General features: G+C 67.0%; 7 protein-coding genes and 1 riboswitch. Of the genes, 3 read left to right on the top strand and 4 right to left on the bottom strand.

Annotated features, from left to right (window positions below; translation table 11 throughout):
* Positions 1-19: 19 nt before the first annotated feature.
* The 3 genes from N5D91_RS01615 to N5D91_RS01605 all read right to left on the bottom strand — a co-directional run bounded on the left by N5D91_RS01615 (position 20) and on the right by N5D91_RS01605 (position 4788).
* Positions 20-1429, bottom strand: a complete 1410-nt coding sequence (locus N5D91_RS01615) for a coniferyl aldehyde dehydrogenase (RefSeq protein ID WP_180854138.1) — start codon at positions 1427-1429, stop codon at positions 20-22.
* A gap of 155 nt (positions 1430-1584) precedes the next feature.
* A complete protein-coding gene (locus tag N5D91_RS01610) occupies positions 1585-3249 on the bottom strand; it encodes an MFS transporter (protein WP_014038977.1) in 1665 nt (554 codons plus the stop codon).
* Between the two features lie 111 nt (positions 3250-3360).
* Positions 3361-4788: a DcaP family trimeric outer membrane transporter gene (locus N5D91_RS01605; protein ID WP_049399159.1), complete on the bottom strand. Its 1428-nt coding sequence runs from the start codon at positions 4786-4788 to the stop codon at positions 3361-3363.
* 245 nt (positions 4789-5033) lie between these two features.
* Between N5D91_RS01605 and acs the strand changes: the two genes are divergently transcribed.
* From acs to N5D91_RS01590, 3 genes are all read left to right on the top strand, one after another.
* Positions 5034-6977 carry an acetate--CoA ligase gene (acs, locus tag N5D91_RS01600; RefSeq protein WP_180854137.1) on the top strand — a complete coding sequence of 648 codons (1944 nt, stop codon included), beginning with the start codon at positions 5034-5036 and terminating at the stop codon, positions 6975-6977.
* 80 nt (positions 6978-7057) lie between these two features.
* Positions 7058-7723, top strand: coding sequence for a response regulator transcription factor (locus N5D91_RS01595; protein WP_005411662.1), 666 nt, complete (start codon positions 7058-7060; stop codon positions 7721-7723).
* Positions 7724-7956: 233 nt separating this feature from the next.
* A riboswitch (yybP-ykoY riboswitch) is annotated at positions 7957-8046 on the top strand.
* 88 nt (positions 8047-8134) lie between these two features.
* Positions 8135-8710: a manganese efflux pump MntP family protein gene (locus tag N5D91_RS01590; protein ID WP_010482394.1), complete on the top strand. Its 576-nt coding sequence runs from the start codon at positions 8135-8137 to the stop codon at positions 8708-8710.
* Between the two features lie 39 nt (positions 8711-8749).
* Here the strand turns inward: N5D91_RS01590 and N5D91_RS01585 are convergent, their stop codons facing one another.
* On the bottom strand, positions 8750-12196 hold the full coding sequence (locus N5D91_RS01585) for a PAS domain-containing hybrid sensor histidine kinase/response regulator (RefSeq protein ID WP_121504100.1): 3447 nt from the start codon (positions 12194-12196) through the stop codon (positions 8750-8752).
* Positions 12197-12255: the final 59 nt, after the last annotated feature.

The following is a 12255-nucleotide window of genomic DNA, read 5'->3' as shown; positions in this document are numbered from 1 at the left end:
TGCCGGCCAGCGGCCGGCACTACCGCAAGAGGAACTTCAACAACCCCGCAATCTTCGAATACGGCGGCCGCAGCCGATCGCTGGCGGCCCAGCGCGACTGCCACAGCACCGGCAGCCGCTTGCTCATCGCATCGAACCCGGCCCGCCCGTGGTACGCACCCATGCCGCTGGCGCCCACCCCGCCAAACGGCAGGCCGTCGGCGGCGAAGTGCAGCAGCGTGTCGTTCACCGTCACCCCACCGACCACCACCTGGCCGAGGATGCGCTCCACCGTCGCCGTGTCGTGGCTGAAGGGATACAGCGCCAGCGGGCGGTCTCGGGACAGCACGTCGGCCAGCGCCGTCTCCAGGTCCGGGTAGGCGCGCACCGGCAGGATAGGCCCGAAGATCTCCTCGCGCATCAGGTCCAGGTCGTCCGGCGGGTCCAGCACCACGGTCGGCACCAGCAGACGCTCGCGGTCGGCGCGCGCCTCATCCACCTGCGCCAACGGAATCACCGGCACGCCGCGTTCGCGCGCCTGCGCCAGATAGCCCTGCAGGCGCCGGTACTGGCCTTCGTTGATGATGCGCGTGTAGTCGTCGGCGCTGCTGAAATCGCCGTAGCGCTCGCGTACCTGCTGCTGCAACGCCTGGACGAACTCGCGCTGGCGCGCGGTGTCGATCAGCACGTAATCCGGCGCGATGCAGGTCTGCCCTGCGTTGAACCACTTGCCGGTGGCCAGCCGCGCAGCGGCCTTCTCCAGCGGAAAATCGCGGCAGACGATGGCCGGCGACTTGCCGCCCAGCTCCAGCGTGACCGGCACCAGATGCTCGGCGGCGGCCGCCATCACCTTGCGGCCAACCGCCGTCGAGCCGGTGAACAGCAGATGGTCCAGCGGCAGCGAGGACACCGCCGCGGCCACATCCGCCCCACCCTGCACCACCGCCACGCGATCGGGCGGGAACACACTGGCCAGCAGATCGGCCAGGAACGCACTGGTGTGCGGCGTGTGTTCCGAGGGCTTGAGTAACACGTGGTTGCCGGCGGCGATGGCGGTGACCAGCGGCACCAGTGCCAGGGTGACCGGGTAGTTCCAGGGCGAGATCACCCCGACCACGCCCAGCGGCGTCGGCCGCAGTTGCGCGCGCGCCGGCCACAGCCGCCAGCCGGCGCCGACGTGCTGCGGCTTCGACCAGCGCCGCAGGTGACGGCGCAGGTGGTCGATGGCCGACAGCACGCTCATGCCATCGGCCAGCTTCGATTCGACGTGGGCGCGATGGCCGAAGTCCTCGGCGATGGCCTGGGCCATTTCGTCCAGACGCGGCTTCAACGCCTCGCGCAGGCGGCGCAGGTCATTCTCGCGCTGGTCCAGCGACGGGCGCTGCGACTGCCACGCGCTGCGCAGGGTGTGCAGGATGGCGGGGAGGTCTGCCGGCGTGGTGGTGGTCATGGGCCGACTATACGGGGTGCAGCACGTCTCGATGGGGTCAGATCCCTTTCGCAGGCGAAAGGGATCTGACCCCAAAAACAGGGAAACAAAAAGGCCGCGGTCTGCACCGCGGCCCCTGAAACCCGGTGGGTGCCGACCGTTGGTCGGCACGCCGGTTATTTGGTGATATCCACGTCCTTGGTCTCGCGCAGGAACAGGCCGCCGATCACCACCGACATCAACGCGATGATGATGGGGTACCACAGGCCGTAGTACAGGTTGCCGGTACCGGCCACCAGCGCGAACGAGATCGCCGGCAGGAAGCCACCGAACCAGCCGTTGCCGATGTGGTACGGCAGCGACATCGAGGTGTAGCGGATGCGGGTCGGGAACAGTTCGACCAGGTAGGCGGCAATCGGGCCGTAGACCATGGTCACGTACAGCACCAGCAGCCACAGCATGAAGATGGTGCCGGCGATGTTGATGCGTGCACCATCGGCCTTGGCCGGGTAGCCGGCGGTGGTCAGGGCGGTCTTCAGTTCCGCACCGAACGCATCGGCCTTGGCCTTGCCGTCTTCCTTGGTCAGGCCAGCGGCTTCATACGAAGTGACGCTGGCACTGCCCACGTTCACCATCGCCAGCGAACCGGCGGCGGCGGGCTGCACGTCGTACGGCACACCGGCCTTGGTCAGCGCGGCGGTGGCCACGTCGCAGGAGCTGGTGAACTTGCGCAGGCCGACCGGATCGAACTGGAACGAGCAGGTGGCCGGATCGGCCACGACCAGGGCCGGCGAGCTGCTGCGGGCTTCTTCGATGGCCGGGTTGGCGAAGTGGGTCAGGCCCTTGAAGATCGGGATGTAGGTGACGGCGGCCAGCAGGCAACCGGCGAGGATGATCTTCTTGCGGCCGATACGGTCGGACAGCCAGCCGAAGAAGATGAAGAACGGCACGCCCAGCGCCAGCGCGGCCGCGATCAGCAGGTAGGAAGTGGTGGCATCGACCTTCAGCATGCTGCTGAGGAAGAACAGCGCGTAGAACTGGCCGCCGTACCAGACCACGGCCTGGCCGGCTGCAGCGCCGAGCAGGACCAGCAGCATCAGCTTCAGGTTGCCGCCCTTCAGGCTGTCACGGAACGGCGTCTTGGAACCCTTGCCCTCGGACTTCATCTGCTGGAACAGCGGCGATTCGCTCAGCTGCAGGCGGATCCACACGGACACGCCCAGCAGCAGGATCGAGACCAGGAACGGAATACGCCAGCCCCAGGCTTCGAAGGCTTCGTTGCCGAGGAAGTAGCGGCAGGCCAGGATGATCAGCAGCGACATGAACAGGCCGAGCGTGGCGGTGCACTGGATGAAGCTGGTGTACAGGCCGCGCTTGTCGTCCGGCGCGTGCTCGGCCACGTAGGTGGCGGCACCGCCGTACTCGCCGCCCATCGCCAGGCCCTGGGCCAGGCGCAGGATGATCAGGATCACCGGTGCGGCGAAACCGATCGAAGCGTAGTTGGGCAGCACGCCGACCAGGAAGGTCGAGATGCCCATGATCAGGATGGTGACCAGGAAGGTGTACTTGCGGCCGATGCGGTCGCCGAGGCTGCCGAAGAAGGCCGCGCCGAACGGACGCACGAAGAAGCCGGCAGCGAACGCCAGCAGGGCGAAGATCATGCCCGTCGTTTCATTGACGCCACTGAAGAACTGCTTGGCGATGATGGCGGCGAGCGAGCCATACAGGAAGAAGTCATACCACTCGAAGACCGTACCGAGGCTCGAGGCGAAGATGACTTTCTTGTGGCCCTTGGTCAGGGTGCCCGCTGGATTGTGCGGGCTTGATGCAGTGCTGGACATGGGACGTTTTCCCTCTGTAGATGCTGGCCTTGGCCGGCACTCAATCTCGGTGGGTGCCGACCTTGGTCGGCACTCAATCTCGGTAGGTGCCGGCCGCTGGCCGGCACGCTCTTAGAAGCTGTACTTCGTGGTGAACTGCAATCGGGTGATGTCACCCTTGTTGCCGTTCTCCACTTCGCGACGGCCGTACATCAGCTCCGCACCGATATCGACCTTGGGCAGCGGCGAATAGAAGATGTTGCCGCGGATGCTCTGCACACTCTTGGTCACCAGCGGGCCGAGGATGCTGTCGTTGTCGTAGTCGCTGCGCGCGTAGATCAGGTTGGTGCGCAGCTTCGGCGAGAACGCATGCCGCCAGCCCACGTAGCCGGCAAGCACGCCGGTCGGGTTGAGCTCGTCGCGGGCCACGTCGTAGGCACTGTCGGCGGTGATGCCCAGGCCGATGTAGCGGGCGATGCCTTCGCCGCCGGTCAGCTGGTAGTGCAGCGAATCGCTGTCGCCCATCACCCACTTGCCGCCCAGGGTCAGGCCGCCGGCCACCTTGTCGGCCTTGGCGCCGGTGGCCTGGTTGTCGACCTTCAGCTGGCGGACGATGCCGCCGACACCGAAGGTGCCCCAGTCGCCCTTCCAGCCATAGCGCATGGTCAGATCAGGCAGGCTGCCACGATCGGAGTTGGCGCTGGCGTTGGTCCAGGCGCCGGTGACCGGGTTGCGGGTACCGGTGAGGGTGGTGGTTTCCGGGTTTTCCAGCGCGACGCTGAAGCCACCCTGGGTGTAGCGCACCTGGGCCTGGCGCACGAAGATCACGCCGTCGGTGGGGCCGACGAAGTCGACCGCTTCCGGCAGTGCGGCCGCGTCCATGAAGTTGGACCAGGTCTGGCCGGCCATCCAGTTGTTCCAGTACATGTAGGCGTGGCGCAGGGTCACACCGTAGGTATTGGTCGCGGTCTGGTTGCCCAGCGAGTTGCCGAAGAAGTCCATCTCGAAGAACGCACCGGCCTTGTTGCCCGATTCGCTCACGTTGTCGATGCCCAGGTTGAAGCGCGAGAACTTGGCGTGGGCGTTGAAATCGGTGCCCGAGCGCTTGCCGCTGCCACCGGCGCCTTCCACCGGGGTCTGGCCCGGCAGGTACAGCGAGCGGCCGGTGGCGTCGTCGGCCAGCTGGCCATCGCTGGTCTGGGTGGCGAGGAAATCGGCCTTGATGAAGCCGCCGATCTTGACCGTGGTGCCCGGCGCGGCGCCCGGGGTGATGGTGGTGACCTGGATCGGCTGCTTGCCCGCCGGCACCGAGGCGACCGGCTTCTGCTCGGCCTGCACCGTGCGGACTTCGGTCACCGCCTGCTGGGTCTGGCTGATCTGGGTCTGTTGTTGTTGCTGCGAAGACAGCAGCAGCTGGACCTGGCGTTCCAGTTCGGCAACGCGTGCTTCCAGCGCTTTCTCTTTGGCGGTCTCAGCGAACGCCATGCCCGGTGCGACCAGGGCGACCAACAGGCAGGCCGCCAAAGGTTTGCGCACGGCTTTCAACGTACGGTGGCTCATGTTGCCCTCTCTCCCAAGTGGCAAGGTGATGCCGCGCGTGGGGCACGGTCGAGCCGAGACTGCGGGGCGATTATGTATAGCGGCTATTCGCCATTGGTCGAACCCGGCCCTGCTGGGCGCTCACTTTCGACCATGGTCTAACCAGAGTGGTGACGCGGCCGGGGGTGGATGGGGCAAACTGAAGGGGATCGGTCGCTGCGATGCTGCGACCGCACATACAAAGTCAACGTGCAAGTGAGGGTGCCATGGCTGATATCTACCCCGTCGATCCGCAGTTCGCCGCCAAGGCACGCATCGACAAGACGTCGTACGAACAGCAGTACCAGGCTTCGGTGACCGACCCGGATGGTTTCTGGGGCAAGGCCGCCGAGCGCCTGGAGTGGATGCGCAAGCCGACGAAGATCAAGAACGTCAGCTACGACCTGTCCGATTTCCACATCAAGTGGTTCGAAGATGGCGAGCTCAATGCCAGCGTGAACTGCCTGGACCGCCAGCTGGAGAAGCGTGGCGACAAGACCGCCCTGCTGTTCGAGCCGGACGGCCCGGACGCACCGGCGCAGCACGTGACCTATCGCGAGCTGTACGAGCGCACCTGCCGCCTCGGCAACGCGCTGCGCAACCTCGGGGTCAAGAAGGGCGATCGGGTCACCATCTACCTGCCGATGATCGTCGACGCCGCCGTGGCCATGCTGGCCTGCGCACGCATCGGTGCGATCCACTCGGTGGTGTTCGGTGGCTTCGCACCGAACTCGATCGCCGACCGCGTCAGCGACTGCCAGAGCAAGCTGATCATCACCGCAGACGAGGGTCTGCGCGGTGGTCGAAAGATTCCGCTGAAGGCCAACGTCGATGCCGCGCTGAAGCTGCCCGGCACGAACACGGTTGAAACCGTGCTGGTAGTGCGCCACACCGGTGGCGCGGTGGACATGCAGGCGCCGCGCGATCGCTGGTTCCACGATGTGGTGGACAGCCAGCCGGCTACCTGCGAACCGGAACGCATGAACGCGGAAGACCCGCTGTTCATCCTCTACACCTCCGGTTCCACCGGCAAGCCGAAGGGCGTGCTGCACACCACCGGCGGCTACCTGCTGTACGCGGCCTACACCCATGAAGCGGTGTTCGATCTGCGCGAGGACGACATCTACTGGTGCACCGCCGACGTCGGCTGGGTCACCGGCCACAGCTACATCGTGTACGGCCCGCTGGCCAACGGCGCGACCTCGCTGATGTTCGAAGGCGTGCCGAACTATCCGGACACCTCGCGCTTCTGGAACGTCATCGACAAGCACAAGGTGACCATCTTCTACACCGCCCCGACCGCCATCCGTGCACTGATGCGCGAAGGCGAGGAGCCGGTGAAGAAGACCTCGCGCGCGTCGCTGCGCCTGCTCGGCAGCGTCGGCGAGCCGATCAACCCGGAAGCCTGGCGCTGGTACTACGAAGCGGTCGGCGACAGCCGCTGCCCGATCGTCGATACCTGGTGGCAGACCGAGACCGGCGGCATCCTGATCTCGCCGCTGGCCGGCGCGATGGACCTCAAGCCGGGCTCGGCCACCCTGCCCTTCTTCGGCGTGCAGCCGGCGCTGGTCAATGCCGATGGCGAGATCCAGGACGGCCCGACCGAGGGCAACCTGATCATCCGTGATTCCTGGCCGGGCCAGATGCGCACGGTGTACGGCGACCATCAGCGCTTCATCGATACGTATTTCCGCACCTACCCGGGCAGCTACTTCACCGGCGACGGTTGCCGCCGCGACGAAGACGGCTACTACTGGATCACCGGCCGCGTCGACGACGTGATCAACGTGTCCGGCCACCGCATCGGCACCGCCGAAGTGGAAAGCGCGCTGGTCTCGCACCCGAAGGTGGCCGAAGCGGCGGTGGTCGGCTTCCCGCACGACGTGAAGGGCCAGGGCATCTACGCCTACGTCACCCTGGTGGCCGAAGAAGCACCGAGCGACGAACTGCAGAAGGAACTGGTCGCCTGGGTGCGCAAGGAGATCGGCCCGATCGCCACGCCGGACCACCTGCAGTGGGCGCCGGGCCTGCCCAAGACCCGTTCGGGCAAGATCATGCGCCGCATCCTGCGCAAGATCGCCGAGAACGCGCCGGACCAGCTCGGCGACACCTCGACCCTGGCCGACCCGTCGGTGGTGGCGTCGCTGGTGGACGAGCGCAAGGTACGCTGACGTACGACCCGGGGTCAGATCCCTTTCCGCCAGGAAAGGGCTCTGGCCCCATAGAGTTTCCCCCACGGTTCCCCCCGACCATGACCACCCTCCTGATTGCCGATGACCACCCGCTGTTCCGCGAAGCCCTGCGTGGGGCGGTGCAGCGGGTCATCCCCGGCGTGCAGCTGTTCGAGGCCGACAGCGTGGAAGCGCTGTATGCGCTGGCCGACCAGCACAACGACGCCGACCTGGTCCTGATGGACCTCAACATGCCCGGTGCGCAGGGTTTCAACGCGCTGGTGCACATGCGCTCGCTGCACCCGCACCTGCCGGTGGTGGTGGTATCCGCGCGCGAAGAAGCCACGGTGATGCGCCGCGCGCTCGACCACGGCGCGCTGGGCTTCATTCCGAAGTCTGCGGATTCGGACACCATCGGCCACGCACTGGGCACCATCCTTGATGGTGAGACCTGGGCGCCGCCGGAAGCGCACAACGTGCCGCCGACCGAGCGCGAGGAACGCGAAGTCGGCCAGCGCCTGCGCGAACTGACCCCGCAGCAGTTCCGCGTGCTGCAGATGCTGGGCGCCGGCCGCTTGAACAAGCAGATCGCCTACGACCTCAACGTCTCCGAAGCGACGATCAAGGCCCACGTCACCGCCATCCTGCGCAAGCTGGGCGTGACCAACCGCACCCAGGCCGTGCTGATGGCCGGCAAGCTGGCGATCGACGACGACGCCATCGTGCTGCCGCCGGAAGAAGACTGAAGGTAGTGCCGGCCGCTGGCCGGCAATCCCCTGAAACGCGCGACATCATCTGAAACCGCACTGGTAGGTGCCAAGCTTGCTTGGCACGCTCTCGGCGTTGCGCATGCCGGCCAGCGGCCGGCACTACCAGGCACCGCTGCGCTCTCGATATAGCCATCGCTATACAAACCAGCCCTGCCTGCGCGTTTCGCTGGAAATGCGCCACGCGCGGATCGCGGTGCTAAGCTTCGCGTCCCCTTGGGGAGTAGCCGGATTCCTTCGCAGGAATCGTCCACGTCAACATACTCGGCCAGTGCGCCGTGGCGTGGACAACCATGATGGTTGGCGAGACCAGCGGCCCGCGCGCGCAACGTCAGGTTGGGCGCGAGCGCAGGCCGTGCGTCCGTCCTAGCCCGACCTCAGCCACCGCCCATGTCCCCCATTTCGATCCTCCTGATCGGCTTTGCCATGTCCACCGATGCCTTCGCCGCTGCCATCGGCAAAGGTGCGGCCATGCGCAAGCCGGTCTTCCGCGACGCACTGCGTGCCGGCATCATCTTCGGCGTCATCGAGGCGATCACGCCCATCATCGGCTGGCTGCTCGGTCGGGCCGCCCTCCAGTACGTCGAAGCCTTCGACCACTGGATCGCGTTCGGCCTGCTCGGCGCGCTGGGCATCCACATGATCTACAACGGCCTGCGCCCGGACAGTGCCGAGGAAGACGAAGACCCCTCGCAGCACCATGGCTTCTGGAAGCTGGCGCTGACCGGTTTCGCCACCAGCATCGACGCGATGGCGGTGGGCATCGGCCTGGCCTTCATGGACGTGCATATCGGCGTGATGGCTGCGGTGATCGGCCTGTGCACGCTGACCATGGTCACCGTCGGCATCATGCTCGGCCGCGTACTGGGCAGCATGGTCGGCAAGCGTGCGGAGATCATCGGTGGCGTGATCCTGGTGATCATCGGTGCGACGATCCTGTACGAACACCTGCACGGCGTGGGGTAACGCACCCGCGATTACGTGGTTGCCGGCCAGCGGCCGGCACTACTGCGCATCGCGCAGCGCGCCCAGGAAGGCGCGCAGCGAGGCGGGCTTGATCGGCTTGGTCAGCACGCGGTAGCCGCGTTCGCGCGCCATCCGTTTCAGCTCGTCGCGGCCATCGGCGGTCAACAGTGCGCCGGGCAGCGGGTAACCGGCTGCCTCGCGCAACGCCACCAGCGCATCCAGGCCGTCCATGCGGTCGTGGAGGTGGTAATCCACCAGCATCACCTGCGGGCGCTCGGCGATCTTTTCCAGCGCCTGGTCAACGGTGGCGGCGGTGATCACCTGCACCTGCCAACGGCCGAGCAGTGCGCGCATGCCGTCGAGGATCTCCTCGTCGTTGTCCACGCACAGCACGCGCAGGCCCGCCAGCGAATCGCTGCGTACCGGTGCGGCCACCGCCTGTACCGGCGTGGCCAGCTCGGTATAACCCGGCAATGGCGCCACCCGCGGCAGGATGATCGAGAACATCGAGCCCTTGCCGACCCGGCTGCGTGCGTTCAACCGATGGTCAAGCAGGCGCGAGATGCGCTGGCAGATCGACAGCCCCAGTCCCAGCCCCTGCTCACCCCAGTCGAACGGCTGCTGGTAGCGGTGGAACTCGTCGAAGATCTGCCGCATGTGGTGCTCGGGAATGCCGGGCCCGGTATCCCACACCTGCAGCTCCACTTCGTCGCCGCGCTGGCGCACGGCCAGCACGATGCGGCCCTGGCGGGTGTAGCGCAGCGCGTTGGCCAGGAAGTTCTGCAGCACGCGGCGCAGCAGGCGGCGGTCACTGCGCACCCACGCCGGGCGCGCGAACAGGTCCAGGCGTAGGCCACGACCAGCGGCGACCGGGGTGTACTGCGCGGCCAGTTCGCGCATCAACGCGCTCACGTCGAACTCGCCGATCACCGGGTGCAGGCCACCGGCATCCAGACGCGATACATCCAGCAGGCCATCGAGCAGTTCTTCGGCCGCGCGCAGCGACGCGTCCACGCGCTCGGCCAGATGCTTCTGCTCGTCACTCACGTGATCACTGTCGCGCAGTGCCGAAGCGAACAGGCGCGCTGCGTTCAGCGGCTGCAGCACGTCGTGGCTGATCGCTGCCAGGAAACGGGTCTTCGACTGCTGCGCGACCTCGGCCTCATGCGAGCGTTCGGCCACACGCTGTTCCAGCGTCTCGTTGGCTTCCAGCAGCGCTTTTTCCGCGTGCTTGTAGTCGGTGATGTCGTTGTAGCTGGTCACGTAGCCGCCACCGGGCAGCGCCTGGCCGCGCATCTCGATCACCTTGCCATCGCTTCGGGTGCGCTCGAACACGTGCGGTGAGCCAGCGCGCATGTAGCCGATGCGGCGATTGATCTGCACCTCGATATCGCCCTCGCCCAGCTCGCCGCGCTCGGCGTTGTAGCGGATCAGGTCGGCCACCGGGCGGCCCACGTAGAGCATGCCGTCGGGGTAGCCGAACATGTCCTGGTAACGTCGGTTCCACGCGGTCAGGCGCATGTCCGGGTCGACCACGCTGACCCCGGCGCTGATGTTCTCCAGCGTGGTCGACAGGATCTCGCGGTTGAAACGCAGCTCCTGCCCCGCTTCGTCCAGCACCGCCACCACTTCACCCAGATCCATGCCCGAGCCACGCAACAGGCTGGTCAGCAACAGGCGTGCCGACGCCGCACCGATCGACGCGGCCAGCAGGCGCTCGGTGAACTGCACCCACGGCCGGTCCGCAGGCGCCGAGGATTGCAGCTCGCGGCCCAGCGACTGCGCCTGCTCGAAGAACGAACGCCGCGCATGGCGCTCGCCAACCACGCGCGAGGCCAGTGCCAGCAGGTCACCCACGTGCACGTGACCAGGCCAGCCACCGGCCACCGACGGGCGCTCGGCATACGGGTCGAGGAAGGGTGCGGCGCGCAGCCGCTCGTCGACGCCGGGCCGCCAGCGCGCGGACACCAGCATCATCGTCGCTGCATTGACCAGCAGCGACCAGAACGTGCCGTGGGTCAGCGGGTCCCAGCCGGTCATGCCGAACAGCTGCTGCGGCCGCAGCCACTCGATGCCGAACGGGCCGTGCTGCACCCAGGCGGCATCGACCCAGCCGGCCATGGTCATCGCCGGCAGCAGCAGGGTGTACAGCCAGGTGGCGAAACCGAGCAGCATGCCCGTCTCGACGCCACGACGGCTGGCGCCTCGCCAGTACAGGCCGCCGATCAGACCGGGCGCGAACTGCGCCACCGCTGCGAACGCCATCAGGCCATACGAGGCCAGCGTGCTGTCGTTGCTGCTGGTGCGGTAGTAGCTGTAGGCCATCAGCGCCAGCAGCAGGATCGCCAGGCGGCGGATCCACAGCACGCGCGAGGCGACGTCGGCGGCCTCCTGGTGGTCACCGCTCCGGCGCAGCAGCACCGGCATCACCAGGTCGTTGCTGACCATGGTGGCCAGCGCGATCGACGACACGATCACCATGCCGGTGGCCGCCGAGAAGCCGCCCACATAGGCGATCAGCGCCAGCGCGTTGCGGCCCTCGGCCAGCGGCAGGGCCAGCACCATCGAGTCGTCGGCGACGCTGCCACCGGTGCCGAACAGGGTCACGCCGGCGGTGGCGATCGGCAGCACCATGCCCGAGATCAGCACCAGGTAGCCGCCGAACATCCAGCGCGCGCGGCGCACATCGCGCACGTCACCGCACTCGACCACGGCCACGTGGAACTGGCGCGGCAGGCAGATGATGGCGAGGAAGCTGAGCAGGGTCTGCGAGATGAAGCCCACCGGCGGCAGGCCGGTGAACAGCGTATGCACCGACTCGACCACCGCGTCGGTGCGGTTGCTCAGCCACAGGTAGGCGAACACGCCCACGGCCAGCATCGCCAACAGTTTGATCACCGATTCGAAGGCGATCGCCAGCATCATGCCGTGATGGTGTTCGGTGGCATCGACCTGGCGGGTACCGAACAGGGTGGCGAACAACGCCATCAGCAGCGCCACGTACAGCGCGGGATCGGTGAAGAAGCCAGTGGGGCCGGTGTTGCCGGTCAGTACCTGCAGGCTCATCGCCACCGCTTTGTACTGCAGGGCCAGGTACGGAATGATGCCGATCAGCGCGATGATCGCCACCAGCGCCGCCAGCCGCCGCGAGCGGCCGAAGCGCGATGAGATGAAGTCGGCGATGGACACCACGTTCTGGCTGCGTGCGATCAGCGCCAGGCGCTCGATGATGCGCCAGCCGAACAACAGCAGCAGCAACGGACCGATATAGATCGGCAGGTAGCCCACGCCGTTGCGCACGGCGGTGCCGACCGCGCCGTAGAAGGTCCACGACGAGCAGTACACGGCCAGTGCCAGGCTGTAGACCACCGGCCGCAGCCACGGCCGGTCGGGGTACATCGGCCGACGGTCACCCCACCACGCCACGCCGAACAGCAGCGCGGCATAGGCAACCGAGACCAGCAGCAGGATCCAGCTGGAGACCACGCGCGCGTTTCCGTCGGAGGAACCCGCAGTGTAGGCCAGGCATGGCCGGGTGTACGGGC

The organism is Stenotrophomonas sp. GD03794 (assembly GCF_029842145.1).
Classification (GTDB): Bacteria; Pseudomonadota; Gammaproteobacteria; order Xanthomonadales; family Xanthomonadaceae; genus Stenotrophomonas; species Stenotrophomonas riyadhensis.
This window is presented reverse-complemented; position numbering and strand designations above follow the sequence as displayed.

Coding starts and splice junctions, on each gene's coding strand:
- N5D91_RS01615 (WP_180854138.1), bottom strand. CDS start 1,429: ATGACCACCACCACGCCGGCAGACCTCCCCGCCATCCTGCACACCCTG.
- N5D91_RS01610 (WP_014038977.1), bottom strand. CDS start 3,249: ATGTCCAGCACTGCATCAAGCCCGCACAATCCAGCGGGCACCCTGACC.
- N5D91_RS01605 (WP_049399159.1), bottom strand. CDS start 4,788: ATGAGCCACCGTACGTTGAAAGCCGTGCGCAAACCTTTGGCGGCCTGC.
- acs (WP_180854137.1), top strand. CDS start 5,034: ATGGCTGATATCTACCCCGTCGATCCGCAGTTCGCCGCCAAGGCACGC.
- N5D91_RS01595 (WP_005411662.1), top strand. CDS start 7,058: ATGACCACCCTCCTGATTGCCGATGACCACCCGCTGTTCCGCGAAGCC.
- N5D91_RS01590 (WP_010482394.1), top strand. CDS start 8,135: ATGTCCCCCATTTCGATCCTCCTGATCGGCTTTGCCATGTCCACCGAT.